The organism is Mesorhizobium sp. Ca11, assembly GCF_020165275.1.
In the GTDB taxonomy this organism is placed as follows: Bacteria; Pseudomonadota; Alphaproteobacteria; order Rhizobiales; family Rhizobiaceae; genus Mesorhizobium.
The window spans coordinates 45420-66785 of record NZ_JAIUHU010000014.1; the positions used below are offsets into that span (position 1 = coordinate 45420).

A 21366-nucleotide genomic window follows, 5' to 3' on the forward strand; every position below is an offset into this window, starting at 1 on the left:
GATCGTCGGCGACCGCGAGTGTATTCATAAGCCTTATTATGAGCGATTGCTAATTAATAGAGGTGACCGCGAGCTCAGCCGAACGCTTGGCGCATTGTCGTGGAAGGTGGATATTCCAGGCCCTCGGGCGACGGTCCCGGGCCATCTTCGGACCGAAGTCCCATCGCACGAACGCAGAGGCCCGACACGCCTATTTTCAGGAAACAACGACGGCACCAAAATCATTGGCTAGCAAGCCGCCGGACAAAGTCCCTTCATCGGCGGTTGACCACGGCGTGCCCGCTATTCCTGCGATATGGCGGGCACGCCTTTCCCTGAAACCGCTCCTGGAGTTGAGGGCCGTGCAACCCGGTAAGATGATCGCCAATCTGTTTGCCGCACTGCTTCTGGCCGGCCTGGTCGGCGGCGTCTTCTTCGTCTTCGGCAGGCCGCTCTGGCCCGAGCGCCAGGCCCGTATGGTGATCCTTCTCCCGGTCGATACGATTGCGACCGGATCGCTGCGCCGAGCCTGCCTCGAGCCATGCCTGCCGGCCCGCTTCGACCTCAAGCTCGCGCCCGCCAGGCCGCGCGGATGAAGCCGCGCGGGAACCAGTCCGCGCCCCGGGCCGTTGACGGAGCGAAGGGATGGCGCTGGCGGAGGCCGCCATGGACAATTTCGAACTCATCGATCTTCTGTGCGTCATCGACGCCTGCGTGAGCGACCGTTCGGCCGGCCGTATCGTGCCGATGTCGAGGGCCGTCGAGGAGTTGCGCGTCCTGACCGGCGATTTCGTCTCGTCGGATGAGGATGCGGCCAACGCCTTGACGCAGGTCGCGCTCAAGCGCGGCTGCGCCGTGCTCTTCGACGAGCGAGCGGGCGCGGATATTGTCGGCTAGGGGCAATCTCGTCCTCCTCCTGGCGGAGGAGGTTGGTGCTCATTTCGCCAGGGTGATCATCCGGCCCGCATACGCCGCCCGGCCTCCGAGTTCGGCCGTGCAATCCGACTTCACGGCCGAGTTCCCCGTCATCGAGATCGTATCGCCGACCAGCCGCAGGCAACTGCCCTGGGCGTTCATGTCCGAATTTCCGGCATAGGTGATGACGGCGTCCGGGGCGTAGATAAAGCCGCTGACCACGGAGCCCGATCCGCCGTTCAGCGTCAGCGCCTGGGTGTTGCCGTGAGCCTGGTAGACGGTGATTCCGGCGTAGGGGCCGCTGGTGGGCGGCGACAGGTTCACCTGTTCGTTGGCGTTGATATAGAGCTGTGAGTTCTCCATCAGGAAGATCGTCACGCCCTGGCCGCTCAGGCTGCCGTTGCCGCCCGGCTTTATGGTGACATTGCGCATGATGTAGGTGCCCGGATTGAGGGTGATCTTTCCCGACAAGGTCTTGTCGCAATAGGTACCCGGCGAGAGCGTCACCGTTTTGCCATTGGGCACCGGCAGGCACAGCGTATAGGCGGGAGGAACGACGTCGGCCAGCGGATCGAACGAAGCATACTGGTTCTCATGCGGCGCGCCGCAGGAAAGCGTGGCGTTTGGCGGCGTCAGCCCTTGCGTGCCGCCGACTGTCGAGACGCAGCCGGCGCTGACGATCGCCGAGCCGCCGCGATTGACGGCGTCGGGCGCGTCTGAATTGGCCGCGATCACGCAGCCGTTCATCGCCACATTGGTCGAGCCCTGCAGGTTGACCGCGCCGTCGGCGTGCTGATTGAGCGCGAGCACGCAGGCTTGCGCGCCGGGTTTGAGCTTGACCGAGGCGGTGCGCGTCGCCTGCCAGGCCGGCATGCCGCTGATGAAGGCCGGCCGGCTGATGCTCGACGACAGCGAAATGAAATAGGCGCCCGGATCGCCGCTCGCGCTGGCCTGGAAGGCGGCGAGGCTGCCCGATAGTTCCTGTGCGTCGGCTGCGCTCATATTGGCGGCGAAGAAGGTCTGGCCGAGTTGCTGCACGTCGCTTGCCGACATGCCTGGCAGGTATTTCGTGCCGATCGCCAAGCCGGCCGCGTCCAGCGAGTTCTGCAACTGCGCGGCGTCGTCGCTCGTGCCTATCAGGTCGATGGATGCCGCCACGCCAAGCATAAGCGGCACCATGGCGACCGCGGCTGCGATCGCAAAGTTGCCGCGCCTCGATGCCAAAAAACGTCCCAACATGGAGCTCGCCCTCGTCATATGTCCGAGAGTGATATGCGCGCCGTCTCTACGGTCGATTTCCAAAATAGATAAAATGCAGAGAGAGCTAAAATGCACGGTTTTACCGACGCTTAAACCTTAAGTCCGAGGCTTTATAGGCCTTAAGTCTTAGTGTGTGCGGCGCAAGGCGGGGGCAGCGGAGCGCTAGGGTCCCACCGGCAAAAATCGAGCGAAATAATTAGGCATTCGTTCATACGGCAATGATGACGTAACGGCTGGGATAGCTTGGGTGCGCTCGGCCATGGCCTTTTCAGGTCGGTTCATCAGAAATCTTTTTTCTCGACGCAGCTCTCGACGCTTTTGCGAAGGCAAGAGCGGCAATGTCGCCACCATTTTCGCGCTCACCCTGCCGGTCGTCGTCGGCGGCGCCGGGCTCGGCGTCGAGACCTCCTACTGGTACTATTCGAGCCTGAAGCTGCAGGCGATCGCCGACGCGGCCGCCTATGCCGGCGCGTTGGAAAAGATCGCCGGATCCAACACGGATGCCATCACCGCCGCCGCCGCGTCATCGGCCGCCTCGAATGGCCTTGGTGCGGGCACCATTGTCGTCAACACCCCGCCGGCGTCGGGACCGAACACGGCCAAGAAGGCGGTCGAGGTCATCCTCAACCAGGATCTCGACCGGATCTTCACGTCCATCTTCACTCAGACAAAAGTACCGGAGCGGGCGAGGGCGGTGGCGCTGATCACCGACGCCTCCAAAGCTTGCATCGAAGCGCTCAATCCGTCGGCCTCCCAGGCAGCACTTTTCTCCGGCAGCACCAGCGTCAAACTGGCCGGCTGCGTCATCATGGCGAATTCGATCGCCAACGATGCCATCAAGGTGCAGGGGTCGGCGGGGCTTCAGGCCGATTGCCTGATTTCGGCCGGCGGCGTCGTGCTGAACAATCCGGTGCCGATGGTCTGCAAGGCCCCGATCACCCAGGCGCTGCCGGCGGCCGATCCGTTCGCCAGCTTGCCGGCTCCCGCGACCACGAGCCCATGCCAAAAGATCAACGGCAACAAGACGACGCAAACGATCCAGCCCGGGACCTACTGCAGCGGCATGAGCCTCAACGGCAACATCACGCTTTCCCCCGGTGTCTATGTCCTCCAGGGCGACTTGAAGATCAATGCGGGTGCCGTCATCCAAGGCAGCGACGTTACGATCTTCATGGCCGGCAGCAACACTGTCAGCATGAACGGCAACGCCACCGTGACGCTGGCCGCCCCGACTACGGGCACCTATTCCGGCGTGCTGTTCTATGGCGACCGGACGGGGACCGCCGCGCAGAGCACCTTCAACGGCACCGCGACTTCGCTTTTGACCGGCGCGATCTACTTCCCCAGGCAACAGGTCAATTATCTCGGCAATTTCTCGGGCGTGAATGGCTGCACCCAGGTCGTTGCCGATACCATCCAGTGGTCGGGCAACTCGACCATCAACCAGGACTGCTCGAGTCTCGGGATGAAGGACATCCCGGCCGCTCAGGCGGTTGCGGTGGTAGAGTGAAATCCGCTGCCCGTCGACTGGTGCCGGCCATTCGCGATGAATCGGGCATCGCCGCGGTGGAACTCGCGTTTGTCTTGCCCGTCTTGTGCGCGGCTTTGCTCGGTATCATGGACGGCTGGTCCTATGTCGCGGGCTCGCTGTCGATGCGCGCCGGTGTGAAAACGGCGGCCAACCTCGTGATGGCTGGCTCCGCTGACGACAGCGCGACCCAGACTGTCGCGCTGGCGAGCTGGGAGAACAAGCCTTCCGACGCGCAGGTTACGATCAGTCGCATCTACAAGTGCGGGACCACCGTGGTCGATGCGTCGACCTTGTGCAGTGGACCGAAAGCGCCGTCCGTCTACGTCCAGATTCAGGCATCCGGCACCTGGATCCCGCCCTTCACCTTTGGGCCATACCCGGACAATACCGCGATCGGCCATGTGCAGGTGGTCCGTGTGCGCTAAACAAAGGCTCCGGCTTTCGGCATTTGCGGCTAATGAGGCGGGCGGCGCCGGTCTCGAGTTCGCCCTGGTCGCGCCTTTTCTCATCATGCTCCTGTTCGGCATCTTCGCCTTCGGCTGGTCGATGAACAGCGTATCCAGCGTGCGCTACGCGCTCGAAGCCTCGGCGCGCTCACTGCAGCTCAACAACACGCTGACGCAGGCCGACATCCAGGCCATCGCCACACAGAAGCTTCAGGCGCTTGGCCTGCGGAATGTGAACGTCACCATCACCACCGATCCGGCGAGCGGCGGGTTCCGCATGGCACACGTCAACGCCAGCTATGCCTTTGTCATCAGCTTTCCCTATTTCAGCAATTACCCGATCAGCTACACCACCTCGGTAGCCGTGCCCCTGGTCAGCAGCTAGAGGGACGAACGGATGTATCTTAGGATTCTCTAAAAAGCTGCAAGGCTGGCGCCAGCCAGGAATGCTAGGGCTTTGCTGTCATCCACTATCAGGAGCGCAGCCATGACCTCTCTTGTTGGAAGCCAGCTGGGCCCAGGCGCCATGCATCAAGCGAGCAGACCCCAGGCGTCGGAAACTTTCCCGGGCAAGCGCGCCGAAAGCGTCGGCCACCTCGCGAAAGCCTCGGTCTTCGAGACGGACATCGGCGAGCCGAATGCCCAAGGAAAATCCGCGTCCCGGATCGCCCGAATGGACCTGACCGTGCTTTCCCCGACCGGTTCGGGCGAAGGTCAGGAGCCGGAGACGGCAACCGGCACGCCGACCGAGACTGATGGCACGGAAGATCCAAATCCTTCCGCTTGATGGCCGGCAAAAAGCCAGGCCCGCTTGTGCCTGGTGGCTAGCAGCCTTCCGTTGTGGTTTTCATCTGGCCGGGAGCGTTGGATTTGGCGCTCGTATCCTGTTGGCCAGGGGCCGCCTGCTTGGCACTGCCGGTCTGTTGCCCAGGCGCGCAGTCCTTCGCTGAATTCGAATTGGTCGAGTTCGTCGTGGTCGTGTCTGTGCCCTGGCTGCTGGGCATCGTCATTGTGGTGGATGACGATGTCGATGAGCTACCCGATGTCGTGCCCGACTGCGCCGTCGCCAGACCACCGGACAAAGCAACAAAGGCGGCAACGAGAAGAATTCGTTTCATGGTGACTGTCCTTTTAGGCAATATCCCTTCGCTTGTTTAACCCCGACCTTTCGGCAGGGTTCCAAAGGCGCAGGTGATCCGATTGCAGGGGATTGTCGCGGCGGCAATTGCCTCTTGGGACCATGGTCTGGCGAGACAAGGGCCTTCTTTGTTCCAAACGGCCCACAGATGCTAAGCCCTTTGTATTTACGTTAAATTTCAACGGGTTAACCTGGTGTTTTGGGAAAATTGCGGAGAGGCCGCGGCTATGCTCTCATTTCGCGACCGCAGTTGCTTAAAGTTTATCCGACGCCATTAGGAAATTCTCATAAGAGGCTGCCTAGCGGTTGGGCCATAGTGACGATTCATCTGCGGAGAAGCACAATGACATTGCGAAAGACACTTCTGGCATCCCTGGCCATTCTCGCGCTTGCGACCGCCCCCGCGCTTGCCGGCGCCGGCGGTAACGGCGGCGGCCACGGCAATGGCGGCAGCCATGGCGGCGGCAACGGAAACGGCGGCGGTAACGGTGGCGGTCATGGAAATGGCGGGGGCAGCGGCAAGAGCGGCGCCTCGCACGGCAACTCGGCCTCGGCTCCGGGCCACAACAAGAGCGCCGATGCCAGCGCGTCGGATGACAACTCGACCGATGACGCGACGACTGACGATACGACCACGTCTGCCACGCCCAAGGACAAGAACATTCACGCCAAGCTCGGCCGGCTGAACTCGCTGCAGCGCAACATCAACGCTTATATGAATTCCAAGAGCAAGAAGTTCGCCGGCGTCCAGGCTTACGTGACGCAGGCCGCGGCAGCCAAGAACGCCCAGGCCAACCTCGACGCGGCAAACGCCCAACTGGCCGCCGACCAGAGCAAGCTGGCCGACCTCACTCAGCAACTCGCCGACCTCAACGCGACCGACACAACCGGCTTCACGCCCGAACAGCAGGCGGCTCTCGATGCGCAGATCGCCGACGTTCAGGGACAGATTGACGCCCAGAACGCCACGATCAGCACCACTGATGCCCAGGCGATCGCCGATGCGCAGGCCGCGGTTGACAACGCGCCGCCTCCCACCGATGCGTCGCTGGACGCTGCCCTTGCCGACATGGCCAACAAGCCAGTCGACGCCGACGTCACCGCCTGGGCCAAGGATACTTTGGCGGGCAAGATCGACGCGCAAGCCGCGGCCACGGCGACAACCACAACAACCCCATAAGGCCGGACGAACCGACCGGAGGGCGAGCGAAAGCCGCCGGGCCTCGCCCGGCGGTTTTTTGTTGACAGGGCGACGGGCGCGCCGTCTCCGGCAGAAAAATGGCTCGCCTCAGTCGAGACGAGCCAAAGCGGGAGCCCTATTGCCGGGTGCTGATCCCGCACCAGGTTGCCACCTGTTTTCCGGGTGGCCGGCGGTCGAAACCGAGACGCCGGCTTGCGGACGCTCTACTGCGCGCCGCGGGATAATATATCGTGCTACGACATGTTTATCGCCGGCACGGCGGGCAGGCAATCCCTTTGATCTCGCACCGGCCAGGAACGGACTGCATCACACAAGAGCAAGCTCCAGCGGTGCCTTCATTCGCGACTGCCTTTGCCGTCGCAAGCCGTGCCAATTGCGGCAGTGCGCCAGACCTCAGTCGCCTTGTATTCGATGGCGCACAGCGCCTAAGTCACCGATGCTGTTCTGCCCTCCAAGGCGCATGGCATGCTCCGCGGCCCCAGTGAACCGCCCAGATACGGGAGGTGGGGAGAGGACGGTCGATTCCTGCGGGATGTAGCTGTTCCTTCGTTGTGCCCGCCGCTGGTTCAGGCCAGCAGGCGGACCTTTGACGATCAGGGCGACGCAAACCGGGCTCATTCGGCGTGATCGAGCAGGCGGGTGGCGTCAGGGCGATTCCGGCCCTGCTTGACCCCGGCGTGATCTATGCCTTCCACGGTAATCGCGAACGTGCCGTTCTCCGTCCTGCCGATGAAGCCCTTCGACTTGAGGTACCACAGGTGGAACTCCAGGTGCTCGCGGGGGCAACCGGACAGGCGCTCGAGTTCGTCGTCGCCGATGCCCGGATTGTTGACGTCCCGCCGGCGCCTCACATAGAGAAGCGACAGCAGATTGGCCTGGATGACGGAATCCCGCTCCATGCCGCCGCCGTCGCGCGCTCCCTCGGTGAGTTCATGACGAAGACCCAGATGCTCGCGGTAAAGGATATCGTATTGAGCCCGCTTGACGGGGTCGCGGAGTGTATTGTTGGCTTCAACGATCTCGCTGAAGCGCGATTCATTGCCGGTTTCCCGATTGTCGGGGTGATAGCGCATGGCAAAGTAGCGGAAGATCCGCTCGATGGTCTCGGAATTGGCGTTCGGGCTTATTTCCAGAACTTCGTAGTAGTCGATGAACATGTAATCGCGCTTCCGAAATTACGGAAACCATTCCCCCAGGCGCAAGCATTGCCCAAATGCTGCGCGCTTGCAAGGTGCCGGTCCCAGTCTCGAACCGCCAAGGCCGGCGCGAATGCTCGCCATACGAAAATGTAAGATTGTGGCCACAATTGCGGGAGCTTTCGAGCCAAATTCGGCCATCGTCCTCGCGACTATTCAACAACGTTAAGGCGTAGGACGCCTTGTATTCAGGGAACGGTCGCGATGGAAACCAGACGTGGATATTCAATTTTTCAGATCGCGCTGCATTGGCTGATTGCAGCGCTGGTTTTATTTCAGCTCTTCTTCGGTGAGAGCATGACGGTCGTCGTGGACGCCGCCGAAGACGGCCAGCCGGTATCGGCCACCGACCAGGCGCTGGGCTCAGCTCATTACTGGGTCGGCCTGTCCGTTCTTGCGCTTGTGCTTGTTCGACTGGTCCTCAGGCTGGTATCCGGCGCGCCGGCCCCCGCCGGTCATGGATCGAGATGGATGCGGGTCGCCGCGCATGTATCGCACGGCCTGTTCTATGTGCTGTTGCTGGCGACGCCGGCAATCGGGCTTCTGGCGTTCTATCTGGGCGACCCTTGGGGTGACATTCATTCGCTTGCCAAGCCGGCATTCATCGTGCTGATCGCTGTCCACGTCGTGGCGGCGCTCTACCATCAGTTCTGGCTGAGGGACGGGACGCTGAAGCGCATGCTTTCGCCCGCCGGCTGATTGGGGAGATATGCTGGCCGGCGGCGTCTTCTGTGCGATGGCCGATCGGCAAAGGCTAGCGGCCGCGTGTCGGAAAAACCTTTGCCCCGTTGCGGTGGAATAAATTCCGGGCTTTGTTACGCTAGCTCTGCTTGGAATTCAGGTGGCAACCTGGATGGAGCCGACCTCAAGCCCGGCTCCCTTTTCGGCTCGCTTCGAAAGAGGCGAGCCATTTTTTTGCAAAACCGCCAAACCTCGCGGCTTTCGCCCGAAGGCCGCACCGACTTAGGTGCGTCATGGCTAATATCGCTCGCACGATGTAGACTGCGCAGAGTCGGGTTTACAAAGGCATTGGGAGGACAACAAATGCCACGGGTATCGGAACTCTTCTTCAAGACGGCCATCGTCTTTCTCGTCCTGGGCGTCGCCGCCGGACTACAGATGGCGATTTCGGGCGATCACGGTGCCTTTCCGGCGCATGCTCACATCAACCTTCTTGGCTGGGTCACCAGCGCCATCTTCGGCGGCTACTATGCGCTCAACCCGGCCAAGGCCGAGCGCCGCATCGCCATGATCCATTACGGCCTCTATACGGTCGGCATCGTGATCATGCTGCCGGCGCTCTACTGGATGCTGGCGGGAGGCCACCCGGAGATCGAGCCGGTCGTGGCAATCGGCTCGCTGATCGTGGCCGCCGCGGTGCTGGTCTTCGGCTTCGTCGTCTTCTTGTCGACGGAAACGGTGCGCTCGGCCTCACCGGCCACCGCGCGCTAGCTGGGCGAACCGAGCAGGGATTTCAGGCGCGCCGGCTACAGCCTCCGATCAAGGAGAGCTGCAGCCGGCGTTTGGTTGCGCCGCATCGATTTTGTTGATGGCGGCCCATCGCCGATGCAAAGCTAGTGGCGGTCTATCGGCTCCGATGCAACGGATGGCGCCTCGGGCCCTGGCGCCGAGGTGTAGCATGGCCTTTGCGGTCGAATTGAAGAGGCAACGTGCCGGGCTATTGCGGCGTGGATGCCTGTCGAGAAGGAATAGAATGATCCGTCCGCGGCCGGAATCGACGCAAAGCGATCAGGGAAGCAGTTTCGGGAACAGCCGCAAGATGAGGGCGTGGATGATGCCATCGCGCTCGAACGGTCCGGGCATCTTGGCGGGTGCCGCGCTTACGTCCGCTTTGCCTTCGTCGGTTACGCGGGTCTCACTGTGCACGAGCCAGAGCACGGCCACGAAATAGCCGGCCTGCAGAGCCACGGCCGCCAGGAATGTCCAACCGATCGCCATCCAGACAGATCCCGTGGACATGAAGGTCCAGCCGAGGATCACTAGAAGCGTGCCAACCATTCCCACAAGAAACTGCGGAAAATACATTTGCCCAACCGAGCGCCGCGACCATATTCGGCCATCAGCGATCTCGCCCATATCTCTACCCATTTTGACCCATGCACCTTTTCCGGGTGGACCGCAAGCTTGAACGGTTTGCCGGCGGCCCCATTGCCCTTTCGTCCGGCCCCGACAGGGACCACGGACGCAGGACTTCCGCTGTGACAACTGGCAATTGCGCCGGATCGTTCCCGAGCCGGCGACATTCAAGTCATGCCTAATGGACCGCAGCGCATGCGGGCGACTGCCTGCCTGGTTTAAGATGCCTCTCCACGCAGAAAGGCCCGCCACCCGGGCGGGCCCTTATCCGCTATGCTGACCGGATCAGCTCAGGATCACTACGATCTTGTAGGTGTCCGGGTCGACGATGACGATGCGTCCATCGGCCAAGACGAAATACTCATAGTTTTCATAAGCCGGAACGATCTTGACGATCCGGGCCGGCAGACGGTGCAGACGCACCTTGTGGCGCGGCACCTCGACGCCGACGGAGATGTCGAAGCTGACGTCGCGAACCGGTTCGACATGGCTCTCATGAATGACCTGCGTGATCTGCGTCCTCTGTTCCACCGTCACGTTATTGATCGACGCCGTCTTGTTCTGGTCGGTCTCGACGTTGGTGTTGCCCTGGGCGTTCTGCTGGGTGGTCGTGCCGGTCTTGCCCTGGGCGTTCTGCTCAGTCTGCATCTTGGTGGTGCCCTGAGCGTTCTGCTCGGTGGTCGTGCCGGTCTTACCCTGAGCCTGCTGATCGGTTTGGGTCTTCGTCTTGTTCTGGGCATTCTGCTGGGTCGTCGTACCGGTCTTGCTCTGGGCGTTCTGCTCAGTCTGCATCTTGGTGGTGCCCTGGGCGTTCTGTTCGGTGCTGGTGCCAGTCTTGCCCTGCGCCTGCTGCTTCTTCTTCAGCTGTGTGTTGTCCTGGGCGTTCTGGTCAGTGTTGGCGCCTGACTGACCCTGAGCCTGCTCTTCGGTCTTCATCTTGGTCTTGCCTTGAGCCTGCTCTTCGGTGTTTGCGCCGGCCTTGCCCTGGGCGTTCTGCTGGGTTTGCGACTTCATCTGACCCTGGGCCTGGCCGCCCGCCTTGCCGCCCTTTTGGCAATCGGCCGTGCCGGCCGTGCAATTATTGTCGCCGCCGCTCGGCTGCGCGGACTCGGTCTGCGCCATCGCGGCGCCGCAACCGACGCCGAGCGCGATCATGCTTGTGATCAGCAGATGTTTCATTGGATTTTCTCCTCGGAAAGTCGGTCCCTTCGGATGGGTAACCCAGCCCGAAACGCATTGTTCCGAAATTGTTGCCACGGCCGAAGGCGATGGTCGCGGAACACGGCGGCAGTTGTTTTTGCAGGCGCCGGTCCAGTTTTGCAGGAACAAGGGTAGGCGAACGGCGTTACGGCAATGCCGACCCGCTGTGGAAAATCGCAGGCGCAGCATTCAGGCGATTCGATTCAGATCCACATAGGAGAGACGACCAATGAAAATGCACCTCACCTCCGCCGCCGCTGGCTTCCTGCTGCTTGCTGGTATCGGCGCGGCTGCCGCGCAGGATGTCGTGATCGCGCCGGAGCAGGAAACCGTCATCAAGGAATACGTGCATAAACAGCCGCTGGCCTCGGTCAAGGTTCCGGGCGTCGAGCTGAATATCGGCAGCACGCTTCCCGACACGGTCGAATTACATGAAGTGCCCAACGTCAAATACCGTTACGTCGTCGTCGATAACCGGACGGTGATCGTCGACCCCGGTACCCGCAAGATCGTCAAGGTCCTCGATTGATCGATAGCGCATCAAATCGGATGGCCCGCCGCCTGGTTACGGCGACGGGCCATTAACCGATTATTATTTTGTTACCATGTGCTAACGGAACCTTCCCTCAGCGCTTGAGTTACCGGCTCTGGTTCACGTTGTCTCATAGACAACACAAACCAGTGGCAACGTGAAAATACGGGCGGTGGCGAACAGTACGGCGGGGCGAGGAGGAGTTTACCAACATGTCGAAACGAGAAATCGGAACATCCCGTTCGCTCGGGATGCGTGTTGCCCATCTCAAAGCCAGGATGCAAGACGCCCGGATCACCGAGCATGAAATGAAGGCTTTCCAGAAGGTCGCGGCGATCATGGGGGGCGGCGAGGGCTCCCTACGCATTGAGGCCGACGATCTGATCGCTGCGTCCTTCGTTGCCGAGGCGCTGGGCGAATCGGCACCGAACTGACGGCGGCTACCAGTCGAGATCCCGGATCGTTTCAGCCCGACCGTCAGCCGGGAAGGCGGCGGTCGGCAGGCACGATGGACGCCAGGAGGCGCCGAGCTTCCTCCCAGGATCGGCCGGCCAAATCCCAAAACTTGCATGACAACGCCGATCACCTTGCAGGACAACGCCGATCACATGGTGTGCCGAACGCGTCGAGGCTGGGCCTAGCCAGGCACGTGCCGGTTTGGTGCCCGGCTTTCGCGTGCCCGGATTCGCCTGATCTTTGCTTCGCGCAGCACCGCGACGGGATCGGCGCCCGTCCATTCGATCCCGGCCTTCCGCGCGAAGACCAGGAACGCCTGTCGCGCCTTGTCGAGATCGATCTCTCCGCTCCGCGCCGCCTCACAGGCGCGGAATGCATTGGCGTAGCTGCCGCCCCGCATGGCCTGGGGCCATTCCTTGAGAAAGTTCTGCATCGCGGTAAGAGAGGCGATCTCGCGCTTGAAGCCGGCACCCACCGCGATGGCCACGGGGGGGCGAAGTTCGATGTCGCTTCTGATGGAGTCTTCCTGCATGACTGCGGCATCCTTAGGATTTCAACGACTTGGGCAGTTTCAATGCCTTCCAAATGCGGAGCCGATGCGAAGGTTCCGCCAAATCATTTAGTCGCCGCTGACGGAACAACACCCTGCCGGCGGCGTTTGCCCCGGGAGCTCCCATGTTCGACCTGCTCGTGTTTCCGCCCCTGCGGAGGCAGGGCGGAGCTCACCAACGCAACAGGAGAGAAACGATGAAAACCACCCTCATTCCAGCTGTCGCCGGCTTGGCTCTGATGGCCGGCATCGGCATCGCGGCCGCGGACGAGGTGATCGTCACCCCCGAGCAGCAGACCGTGGTCAAGGAATATGTTCACAAGCATCCGATCGCCTCGGTCAATGTGCTCGGCCTTGAGCTTGGCGTCGGCTCGACCGTGCCTGACACCGTCGAGTTGCAGCAGGTTCCGGACGTCCAGTACCGCTATGCGGTCGTCAACGACCATACCGTGCTGATCGATCCCGGCACGCGCCGCGTTGTTCAGGTGATCGAGTAGATCCAGCCCTGGAAGAGCCCGATCCTCCGAAGCACTGGGCAAGGATCGGGCTCTTTTCGCATCCGGGCATAAGGCCTAAGATAGGGCAGTGGTTTGGGAGGCAACGAAGCGCGGAAGGAGTCGTTGCCATGCATCATCCACACGTCGAATCACCTGACATCGCACGCCAAGTCGACAAGCTTTTGGCGGAACATAGGACTGGCCTGCTGTCGATGCACGAGGCGATTACCCTGCTGCGCCAGCGCACGGGGACCGACCGCTCTGACGCGGATTTAGCCGGATTGATTACAAAAAAGGCAGCACATCTGGGCATTGCAGTCGTCACGGACGGACACTGAGCGAAATTGCCGTCCAGGTCGGTCGCTTATTCGTGATACCGAAGACGACACGCGAAAATTCGGCTAATGTTCGCGCCGGGGAACCGTCCCAACATCAGGAGGCGACAGTGACGGACGACAGGCACGAACGCATTCGCCAGCGCGCGCACGAGATCTGGGAGCAGGCCGGCCGGCCCGAAGGCGCTCATAAGGAGCATTGGGATCAGGCGACGGCCGAAGTCGATGCGGCCGGCAAGCCGAAAGCCAAGAGCCCAAAAAAGGCCGCCGCCGCCAAGGCCGACAAGCCGAAAGCGGCCAAGGCGGAGAAGCCCGCCAAGGGCCCGGCCAAGGCAAAGTCCCCCGCCAAGAAGACCAAGGGCTGACCGCCAGCCAAGGCCTGCACCCCTTTCCACCGGATCATGTGACGGTGCGACGCTCCGTGTGAGAACTGTGCCCGGAGGCTATACCGACCATGCGCAAAGTCGTCTTGATCATGACCATGTCTGTCGACGGATATGGCGTAGGGCCGGTAGGAATGTCGACGGGCGGTTTTCCTGAACCGGCAGAGCTCAAGCGGTGGAAACTCGATCGCATCAGTCGCGCTGGCACACACATCATGGGCCGCGTGAGTTACGAGGAAATGGGCCCGTACTGGCAAAAATCCGAGGATGCCTATGCCGCGCCGATGAACGTCATCCCCAAGGTCGTGTTTTCGAAAACGCTGAAAAAGGCAACTTGGCCAGAGTCCACTGTTGCGAAAGATGACCTGCACGAGGAATCGCTAATTGAAAAAGCAACCCGGCGGCGAAATTATTGCATGGGGCGGCGCAGAGTTCGCTCAGGCGCTGTCGAAGGCAGGTCTGATTGATGAGTATGTCATCCTGACTCGGCCGATCGCCTATGGCGGTGGCAAACCGCTATTCAGCGGTTTGACGGACGCGCTCAAGCTAAACGTCCTCGTGACGGCCGCTTACGATAACGGCACCATGCTTCGCATCTACGCTCCCCGCTGAACCGTCACGACCTCTGAGCGAAGGCTTCGACCATGGCGGCTAGCTGACCGGCACGCTCGGCATCGCCGCCGCCAGCAGCCACGCCGGCGGCATGCGGGTTGCAATTAAGCTATAAGAGGAGGCTATCGCGTCCCTTGCTTTCCGGCGTATCGCGCGACCGCGCAGAGGAAGGCAAGCGCTGCCATGTCGCAAGCTGCGCGTGACGGCGACGGACCTTTGGCGAAAAGGACCGCGTCGGCAACCGGGACCGTCAGGCCATGCTTGCGGGCGAATGAAGTGACTTCGTAGGGCTGATCGTCAGGCTGTATGCCGATGTCGATTTGTTGGTCCATCAAAACGAAATTCCTCCCTGGTATACGGCTTTACCCTCCTTCGCCTGCGCAGAATTAACGCCCGGCCGCTCGCCCGCGTCCACCAATTGGCGATTGTGTGAAACGATGCATTTTTCGAGGCCCAGAGCCGAGGGTTGCAGCGGCATGATTGTTCGCGTCGCTGGCGGCATTGGAGTTCCTTCCCTTCTCTAACGGAAGAGGTCAGAACGCTCTCACCACGCATCGCTCGATCGGGCAAACCTGACCCCCGCGGCGATCATCGCGCTTTCGCATTCGCTGATCAGCCTGAGGTTGCGCAAATACCGCGCCGCCGTCTCCGGCAGCCAGGCCGCGCACGCCTCGACATAGGCGCGGCCATGCACCAGCGTGCCGGTCGAAAGCCGCTCGTCCTTTTCGGCGATCACCTTCAGATATTGCCGGATGAAGCGGATGTCGTCGGCGATGTCCTGGCTGGCCATTCGCCAGGCGCCGGCAAGGCGTTCGCGCTCGGCGAGCGGCAAAGGCGACAACAACGGATGGGAGAGGTCGGCAAAAGCGGCATGGTTCGCGGTGTTCAAGCAAATCCCCTCAAAGGAAGGGAAGTATCGTACTTTACGTACGAAAAGCAATCAAGCGAGATTCGTACAATTTGAACGACAAAATAGGTTAGATAAAACGGTTATAACCGCCGGCATCTCCCATAGGGAGATGGGCGCCTGGCCCAACTGACACCGCAAAAAACCGCTTTCCCAGCACCGCAAACAGTGCTTTAACCCCGCCATCCACAGGGGTGCTCCGTACGGTCGGGGCTGAGATGGTGGCGGCAAGCCTCCGGACCCTAAAGCTGATCTGGATAATACCAGCGGAGCGAGGCGGGCCATGTTTTCCGGCGCACAGATTTTCAACGCCGACCGCGCCGCCATCAAGACTCCGAAAAATCTCGACGGCCTGACCTATGGCGGCTTCGGCAGCGCCTGGGAGAACGCGCTGATCTCGACCATCATCCGCCATGACGGCGGCAAGGGGGAGTTTTCCACTGTGACGCTGGGCACCTCGGCTTACGAGGCATTGGCCAACGGCGCGGTCGATTTCACGCTGGAAGTCTCGACCTGGGAAGGCGTCGAGGCCGGACTGAAAGGCCTCAAGCAGCGCAGCTTCCGCTATGCCGATTATGGCGTGCAGGACGAGCACACCACGTTGATCGTCTCCAGCAACGCCTTCCTCGCCGCCAACCGACAGGCAGCCGTGGCCTTCGTCCAGGCGACGCGGCGCGGCTACGCATTCGCCGTCGACCATGCGCAGCAGGCGGGCGAGCTGCTGATCGCCGCGAACAAGGATACGCTGACCAACCCGGCGCTAGCGTACGCCTCGTTGAAGGCGCTGAACGACGGGCATTTCCCGAAAAGCGCGGACGGCGCCATCGGCACGATGGACAAGGCCAAGATGGAGGCGATGGGCGGGTATCTGTTCGCCTCGGGGATATTGCTCGATGGCGATGGCAAGGCGCTGAAGCAGAAGCCGGATCTCGGGGCATTTTTCAGCAACGAGTTTCTGGGTGCCTGAGAGGACGCAGGAACGCAGTGTCGCGCCGGAACCTGCCCGGAAAATCCGGCGCGGTGCCTAATTCTCGACGATGGTAAGAAGCAGCGCGGTCTTAATGTGCCACCCGGGTTCGCCATGCATTACCAGGGCGGCCTCATAGAATTTCGCCATGGCCGGGCACAGACCCGGGAAGTCCTGGTTGACGTTCGAGATAGCCTCCATCTCGGCCGACGTGCCGCCGATCTTTGTGAAAACGTCGGCGATCAGCGACCAGTCCTGATCGCTAGGCACTGCCGCCGGTAGGCCGCTTCTTTTGGCGGCGCCGAAGGCGGGGAACAGGGTGGCGCCGATCCTGTCCAGGTCAGCCCGGAAATCGTGGCCGGGCGCACTGATCGCGTCCGGCCCGTTGCGCAGGTAGTTGTTGCAGGTGGTCGGCGTTTCGCGCGCCATGACATGATTAAGCATGTCGAGTTGCGCCGAAAGCGCTTCCGAGACGTTGCTGTCCGGCGCCGAAGGTAGGAGCGGTGCATATCTGTGCCTCAGATCGGCGACCGCCTGCCTGCTGGCATCGCGCACTTCTGTTTGGTTTCCGGTCTGGGCCGCGGCAGTAATCTTGCGCAACATCGCATCGTAGTCCTCCGGAAATTCGCGGGCGATAGCCTCGAAGATCCGGAGATCCTGCTTCCGGATCTCGGCATCGATGTCGGCGGTGGTTACCGGCTGGGGCGACATCTCCACTGATTGATGGTGATGATGTCTGCCGCCGCCGAACATCGTTGGCATCACTTCAGCCCCAATGATGCTTACGGGGATGACCGCCACCACTTGCAGCCATTTCCAAGGTGACATCCGCCTGCGCTCCGACACCCTGCTCACTCTGCCCCGAGACTTAGCGCCTTCTTGCGGTCGGCTTCCGCACGCTTGCGATTGCCCTTGGCTTCCCACACCGCGCTTCGCGATTTGTAAGCGGCAGCGAAATTTGGCCTTAACTTGATCGCTTGGTTGAGGTCGGCGATCGCGCCGTCATAGTCCGCTTTGCGGGCGCGGATCGTGCCGCGGCCCGAGTAACCGAAAACATTGTTGCGATCGAGTCTAAGCACCGTCTCGAAATCGCTGAGTGCTCCTGTGTCTTCATGGAGCTTCATGCGGAACGCGCCCCGACCGGCATAGATCCTTGCGTTCGTTGGATCGAGGCGGACGGCGTTTTCGTAGTCCGCCGATGCTCCGTCATAGTCCCCCTGGTAGCTGAGGACGCGGCCGCGATCGCTGTAGGTGTCGCCGATGTCTGGGTCGATGGCTTTAGCCTGGCTGTAATCGGCGATGGCGTGGGCATAATCGCCCTTCGTCTCCCAAAGGATGGCGCGCGCTACATAGGCGTCCCGGAAGGCGGGAAACAGCGCAATCGCTTTGCCGTACTGCGCGATGGCGCCGTCATAGTCGTTTTTGTTGTCCAGCACCTGAGCCTCGTTGAAAGCCGCCCTGGCTGCGGATGGAATGCTGCCTGCCGAGGTCGCCGCTCCGCTCTCGATCTTGCCTGACGTCTTTGCCTTCGCGGCCAGTGCCAGCTTGTGGCCCTTGCGGGCGTCGGCATTGCCTGGCTGCAGGCCGAGTGCTTTGTCGAAATCGGCGATGGCGCGACCGTAGTCCTTCTTGTCCGCCAAAAGCTTGCCGCGCGCCACATACATGGAGGCGTCCTGCGGCTTGAGATCGATCGCACGGCCATAGTCGGCAATGGCTTTCTCGGGATCGCCCTTGGCCTCAAAGGTGAGGGCTCTACAAAAATACGCATCGCGCGACTTCGCGTCGATGCCCATCGCCCGTTCGCAATCGGCGATGGCCAGATCGAAATTGCCCTTCTTCATCCATGTCAGGCCGCGGCGGACATAGGCATTGGCCAAGCTCGGATCGAACTGCACGGCCTTGTTGTAATCGGCCATAGCCCGATCGTATTTCTGCAGGCGGAACCACAAATTGCCGCGGCCGAAATAGCCGACCACGTTTTCGGGAGCGAGCTTGACGGCTAAATTGTAGTCGGCGGAGGCGCGGTTGTTGTCACCTTTCGCGAACCAGTCGCTTCCCGCAGTGAAGGCGGCCAGCGCAATTTCTGTGTCCGACATATTTCGATTGGCTTGCAGGATCGCCTGTTGCTCGGCTTTCGCGGCGACTGCTTCCGCGCGCCGGCCGCCGATATCGTCGCGGTCGGGGTCAAGCTTGATCACTTGTTCATAGTCCGCGACGGCGCGATCATAGTCGCCGATATCTTTGAAGGCGTCGCCGCGTAATGAATAGAAGAACGCATCGCCCGGCTTCAGCGTTATGGCCTTCGTGTAGCCGTCAATAGCGCGCTCCGTTTCACCTTTGGCCGCCACCGTAGCGGCCAACGTGGCGACGATGTCGGCATTGTTGGGATCGAGCTGGGCGGCCCTTTCGTAGTCCTGCCTGCATCCGTCGTTGTCGCCGGACTGCGCCTTAGCCATTCCCCGGTGATAATAAGCAAGGGCATCGTCCGGGGCGAGCTCGATGGCCCTGCCGTATTCGACAAGCGCCCGAGCGAATTTGTGCTGCTTGGTTAGCTGGTCGGCATGTTCAATAACCACCGCGACATCGGAGCCATACGCTTTGGAGGCGTCGCCGGCAGGCTCGGGCGCCTCTCCGCCGGCCTCCAAAGCCGCCCTGCGGCTGGCGGCATAATCCGAATTGCCGGGGTCGAGCCGGAGCGCTTGGTCGAAGTCGGCGATGGCGCCGTCATAGTCTTGCCGTCCGGCGCGCGCCATGCCGCGCCCGTAGTAACTGGCGTCATCCTTGGGATCGATCCCGATGGCGACCGAATAGGCGGCGATGGCGCGCCCGGCGTCGCCCTTTGCCTGCCAGGCCAAGCCTTTGCAGTAGTGAGCTTCGCGCGCCTTCGGGTCCAGTTTGGCGGCTCTGTTGCAGTCGGCGAGCCCGCCGTCCACGTCACCCAACATTATCTTCACAAGACCCCGGCGAAGATAGGCCGTGGTAAAAGAAGGGGCGAGTTTAATGGCCGTGTCGTAATCGGCAATCGCTTGGGCGTAGGCGCGTTTGTTCACAGCCGCGTTGCCCAGGCCGAAATAGGCGAACCGGTTGTCGGGATCGAGAGCGATAGCCCCATTATAGGCGCCGATCGCTTCGTCATATTGGCCCATGTCCAGCCAGGCGTCGCCGCCCAGGATCAGTTCCACTTCATGCGGGTCTCTCGCCTCGATAGACTTCTCGGCAAGGTCGTCCGTGGCGGCGAAATTCAGCACGACCGGTGGCATGCCAAAAGCCGCGGTCGCAGACTTCGGACTGACGATCGCCGGTCTTGGCTGCTCCAGGTCTGGCGCCGGCGCAGCTTTGCCCTCATCACCGGCAGCCTGCTGGTCGCAGCTTCCCGACCGTGCGCGATCCAGTTCGACGGCGCGCCGGCAATCCGCCGCCGCGCCGGCCTCGTCGCCCTTGAGCGTCCTGGCGCGGCTGCGGCCGAGATAAGCGTCGGCATTTTTGGGATCGAAGCTGATCGCCTTGTCGAAATCGAGCAGTGCGCCGTCGACGCCATATTTTGCCAGACGCGCTCCTGCGCGTTCGACCAGTATTCTGGCGGCGGCCTGATCCTGGGCAGCCTGGTCCTGTGTGGTGGCGACCGGAACGGTTTGGGCCATGAGCGCGGCGCACGCGTCGGCACGTTTCGGGTCCAGTTCGACGGCGCGCCGGCAGTCGCTCGCCGCAAGGGCATCGTCTCCTTGCGAGGCCGCGGCGACCGCCCGGTCGTAATAGGCCTCGGCGTTGTCGGGATCGAGTGATATGGCATAGCCGAAGGAAGCGATCGCGCCCGGCACGTCGCCGGAGACCTGCTGCTTCAATGCATCCTGGATTTGCGCGGCAGCATCTTTGGAACGGATCTGCCTGCCAGTGGCCTCCAACTGCTTGGTCAAAGCGGAAAGATCCGGTTTGGACGCCGTTTCCACCGCAGGGACCTCGGCGTCGGCGGGTCCCGCATCACAATCACCGGCCTTCTCCGGCTTGAGCGCGATGGCCTTCCTGCAATCGGCCGCCGCGCCGGCAGCGTCGCCGCGCCGGGCTCGTATCAGCGAACGGGCGAACCAGGCTCCGGCATCGTTCGGATCAAGTGCGACCACCTGGCCGAAATCGGCAATGGCGCGTTCGTCGTTGCCTTTGCCCGCCCAGGCGACGGCTCGGTAGTAATAGCCGTCGACGTTTCCAGCATCGAGCTCGATCGCCTTGTTGGCGTCGGCGATCGCGCGAACCCACTCCTTCTTGTTGGCCCAAGCGGCGCCGCGTTTGGCATAGGCGTCGGCGCTCCTGGGGTCGATGCCCAGCGCAGTGTCGTAATCGGCAATAGCACGGTCGAATCCGCCCTGGGCGGCGTGGGCGATGCCGCGGTTGACCAAGGCGGTCACGTCCGTCGGATCGATCCGGATCGCCTCGTCATATGCGGCGATCGCCTTTTCCTGCTCGCCCGTCGCGGCCAAGGCGGAGCCGAGTTCGGCATGCGCCCTGCCGTTTCCCGGATCAGCCTCGATCGCCTGCTGGAAATCGAGGATGGCCGCGTCAACCTTACCCTTGTGCAGGAAGGCCGAGCCCCGGCTGGAATAGGCTTGGCTGTCGGACGGCTCCAGGCTAATCGCCATGTTGAAGTCCGCGATCGCCCGGTCGTCGTCCCCCTTGTTGGACCAGTCGGTGCCGCGATTGAAATAGGCCGAAGTCTGCTTGGGATCGAGCGCGATCACCTCGCCATAATCAGCGATCGCGCCATCCCAGTCTTGCTCGTCGTCCAGGGCCATGGCCCTGAAGAAATATGCCTTGGCGCGCAAAGGGGATGCCCCCGTGACGTCCTCGGCAATCACGCTGCAGGCTGCAATGCGGCGGTCGGCTGCGACTTTGGCATCGCCGGCGCTTTTTTCATCGCCAAAACAAAGGGCAGGGTCCTTGACAACAGCGAGCGCTGGCTCGGTCAGCCCGACAAGCACCAGCATCCCCGCCAGGACTATCAGCGGCCCGCGCAAAACCTCACCAACAAGCACGCGCGAAAACGCGCCGATGCGGCATGACATTGTTGATCCTCCCCCCGGAGTTACCACGGCTGCTGCGACGGACGCTATATAGTTCTCTTTTTGTTCTTTAATGCAAGCAAAAATTGCAAGGGCTGAATTTATGCGCTTGG

The 21366-nt window shown here is 61.9% G+C and carries 26 protein-coding genes and 1 riboswitch; of the genes, 18 read left to right on the forward strand and 8 right to left on the reverse strand.

All coding sequences use genetic code 11. The annotated features are described in order from the left end of the window. Positions 1 to 341: 341 nt before the first annotated feature. Positions 342 to 575 (forward strand): polymerase, encoded by a 234-nt coding sequence (locus LB538_RS22390; RefSeq protein ID WP_140845413.1) that lies wholly within the window; start codon positions 342 to 344, stop codon positions 573 to 575. A 70-nt stretch (positions 576 to 645) separates the two neighbouring features. Then, positions 646 to 876, forward strand: coding sequence for a hypothetical protein (locus tag LB538_RS22395; RefSeq protein WP_140845461.1), 231 nt, complete (start codon positions 646 to 648; stop codon positions 874 to 876). Positions 877 to 915: 39 nt separating this feature from the next. On the opposite strand, the gene LB538_RS22400 is transcribed toward LB538_RS22395, so the two are convergent. Next, entirely contained in the window at positions 916 to 2133 is a 1218-nt protein-coding gene (locus tag LB538_RS22400; RefSeq protein ID WP_224529663.1) for a TadE/TadG family type IV pilus assembly protein, read from the reverse strand. Positions 2134 to 2413: 280 nt separating this feature from the next. Here LB538_RS22400 and LB538_RS22405 point away from each other — a divergent pair, with 280 nt between their 5' ends. The 6 genes from LB538_RS22405 (at position 2414) to LB538_RS22430 (ending at position 6449) form a co-directional block, all read left to right on the forward strand. Further along, positions 2414 to 3664, forward strand: coding sequence for a pilus assembly protein TadG-related protein (locus LB538_RS22405; RefSeq protein WP_224529662.1), 1251 nt, complete (start codon positions 2414 to 2416; stop codon positions 3662 to 3664). Continuing rightward, a complete protein-coding gene (locus LB538_RS22410; RefSeq protein ID WP_224529656.1) occupies positions 3661 to 4110 on the forward strand; it encodes a TadE/TadG family type IV pilus assembly protein in 450 nt (149 codons plus the stop codon). The genes LB538_RS22405 and LB538_RS22410 overlap by 4 nt, the downstream gene beginning before the upstream one ends. Continuing rightward, entirely contained in the window at positions 4100 to 4516 is a 417-nt protein-coding gene (locus tag LB538_RS22415; RefSeq protein WP_224529651.1) for a TadE/TadG family type IV pilus assembly protein, read from the forward strand. The genes LB538_RS22410 and LB538_RS22415 overlap by 11 nt, the downstream gene beginning before the upstream one ends. A gap of 72 nt (positions 4517 to 4588) precedes the next feature. Continuing rightward, on the forward strand, positions 4589 to 4918 hold the full coding sequence (locus LB538_RS22420) for a hypothetical protein (RefSeq protein ID WP_224529650.1): 330 nt from the start codon (positions 4589 to 4591) through the stop codon (positions 4916 to 4918). 119 nt (positions 4919 to 5037) lie between these two features. Then, positions 5038 to 5289 (forward strand): hypothetical protein, encoded by a 252-nt coding sequence (locus LB538_RS22425; RefSeq protein ID WP_224529649.1) that lies wholly within the window; start codon positions 5038 to 5040, stop codon positions 5287 to 5289. Between the two features lie 323 nt (positions 5290 to 5612). Beyond that, complete coding sequence (locus LB538_RS22430; protein ID WP_224529648.1) at positions 5613 to 6449, forward strand: hypothetical protein; 837 nt, start codon at positions 5613 to 5615, stop codon at positions 6447 to 6449. Between the two features lie 635 nt (positions 6450 to 7084). Here the strand turns inward: LB538_RS22430 and LB538_RS22435 are convergent. Beyond that, complete coding sequence (locus tag LB538_RS22435) at positions 7085 to 7627, reverse strand: J domain-containing protein (protein WP_224529647.1); 543 nt, start codon at positions 7625 to 7627, stop codon at positions 7085 to 7087. Positions 7628 to 7870: 243 nt separating this feature from the next. On the opposite strand from LB538_RS22435, the gene LB538_RS22440 reads away from it, so the two are divergent. Together LB538_RS22440 and LB538_RS22445 are read left to right on the forward strand one after the other, a co-directional pair. After that, positions 7871 to 8365 carry a cytochrome b gene (locus LB538_RS22440; RefSeq protein WP_224529639.1) on the forward strand — a complete coding sequence of 165 codons (495 nt, stop codon included), beginning with the start codon at positions 7871 to 7873 and terminating at the stop codon, positions 8363 to 8365. A gap of 345 nt (positions 8366 to 8710) precedes the next feature. Continuing rightward, the gene (locus tag LB538_RS22445; RefSeq protein WP_224529623.1) at positions 8711 to 9118 is read left to right on the forward strand and encodes a hypothetical protein; all 408 of its coding nucleotides are present in this window, start codon (positions 8711 to 8713) and stop codon (positions 9116 to 9118) included. Between the two features lie 297 nt (positions 9119 to 9415). On the opposite strand, the gene LB538_RS22450 is transcribed toward LB538_RS22445, so the two are convergent. Both LB538_RS22450 and LB538_RS22455 read right to left on the reverse strand, forming a co-directional pair. Then, positions 9416 to 9763, reverse strand: coding sequence for an exopolysaccharide production repressor protein (locus tag LB538_RS22450; protein WP_224529620.1), 348 nt, complete (start codon positions 9761 to 9763; stop codon positions 9416 to 9418). 285 nt (positions 9764 to 10048) lie between these two features. After that, entirely contained in the window at positions 10049 to 10918 is an 870-nt protein-coding gene (locus LB538_RS22455; protein WP_318011895.1) for a DUF1236 domain-containing protein, read from the reverse strand. Between the two features lie 274 nt (positions 10919 to 11192). On the opposite strand from LB538_RS22455, the gene LB538_RS22460 reads away from it, so the two are divergent. Further along, positions 11193 to 11492, forward strand: a complete 300-nt coding sequence (locus LB538_RS22460; RefSeq protein ID WP_224529617.1) for a DUF1236 domain-containing protein — start codon at positions 11193 to 11195, stop codon at positions 11490 to 11492. A 215-nt stretch (positions 11493 to 11707) separates the two neighbouring features. Beyond that, positions 11708 to 11929 (forward strand): hypothetical protein, encoded by a 222-nt coding sequence (locus LB538_RS22465; RefSeq protein ID WP_140541743.1) that lies wholly within the window; start codon positions 11708 to 11710, stop codon positions 11927 to 11929. Positions 11930 to 12132: 203 nt separating this feature from the next. Here the strand turns inward: LB538_RS22465 and LB538_RS22470 are convergent, their stop codons facing one another. Beyond that, complete coding sequence (locus LB538_RS22470; protein WP_224529614.1) at positions 12133 to 12483, reverse strand: DUF982 domain-containing protein; 351 nt, start codon at positions 12481 to 12483, stop codon at positions 12133 to 12135. Between the two features lie 215 nt (positions 12484 to 12698). Here LB538_RS22470 and LB538_RS22475 point away from each other — a divergent pair, with 215 nt between their 5' ends. From LB538_RS22475 to LB538_RS29375, 5 genes are all read left to right on the forward strand, one after another. Continuing rightward, positions 12699 to 12998, forward strand: a complete 300-nt coding sequence (locus LB538_RS22475) for a DUF1236 domain-containing protein (RefSeq protein ID WP_140541659.1) — start codon at positions 12699 to 12701, stop codon at positions 12996 to 12998. Between the two features lie 128 nt (positions 12999 to 13126). Beyond that, a complete protein-coding gene (locus tag LB538_RS22480; RefSeq protein ID WP_095768291.1) occupies positions 13127 to 13336 on the forward strand; it encodes a hypothetical protein in 210 nt (69 codons plus the stop codon). Positions 13337 to 13443: 107 nt separating this feature from the next. Next, the gene (locus LB538_RS22485) at positions 13444 to 13698 is read left to right on the forward strand and encodes a DUF2934 domain-containing protein (RefSeq protein ID WP_224529611.1); all 255 of its coding nucleotides are present in this window, start codon (positions 13444 to 13446) and stop codon (positions 13696 to 13698) included. 89 nt (positions 13699 to 13787) lie between these two features. Beyond that, positions 13788 to 14183, forward strand: a complete 396-nt coding sequence (locus LB538_RS22490; protein WP_224529778.1) for a dihydrofolate reductase family protein — start codon at positions 13788 to 13790, stop codon at positions 14181 to 14183. Continuing rightward, entirely contained in the window at positions 14101 to 14328 is a 228-nt protein-coding gene (locus LB538_RS29375) for a dihydrofolate reductase family protein (protein WP_224529609.1), read from the forward strand. The genes LB538_RS22490 and LB538_RS29375 overlap by 83 nt, the downstream gene beginning before the upstream one ends. 544 nt (positions 14329 to 14872) lie before the next feature. Here the strand turns inward: LB538_RS29375 and LB538_RS22500 are convergent. Beyond that, positions 14873 to 15217 (reverse strand): hypothetical protein, encoded by a 345-nt coding sequence (locus LB538_RS22500; RefSeq protein ID WP_224529590.1) that lies wholly within the window; start codon positions 15215 to 15217, stop codon positions 14873 to 14875. A gap of 198 nt (positions 15218 to 15415) precedes the next feature. Next, positions 15416 to 15528: riboswitch (TPP riboswitch) on the forward strand. Here LB538_RS22500 and LB538_RS22505 point away from each other — a divergent pair. Continuing rightward, complete coding sequence (locus LB538_RS22505; RefSeq protein ID WP_224529587.1) at positions 15519 to 16202, forward strand: ABC transporter substrate-binding protein; 684 nt, start codon at positions 15519 to 15521, stop codon at positions 16200 to 16202. (Overlaps the previous riboswitch by 10 nt.) Positions 16203 to 16259: 57 nt before the next feature. Here the strand turns inward: LB538_RS22505 and LB538_RS22510 are convergent, their stop codons facing one another. Beyond that, positions 16260 to 17030: a hypothetical protein gene (locus LB538_RS22510; protein WP_224529585.1), complete on the reverse strand. Its 771-nt coding sequence runs from the start codon at positions 17028 to 17030 to the stop codon at positions 16260 to 16262. Positions 17031 to 17053: 23 nt separating this feature from the next. After that, on the reverse strand, positions 17054 to 21256 hold the full coding sequence (locus LB538_RS22515) for a tetratricopeptide repeat protein (protein ID WP_224529583.1): 4203 nt from the start codon (positions 21254 to 21256) through the stop codon (positions 17054 to 17056). Positions 21257 to 21366: the final 110 nt, after the last annotated feature.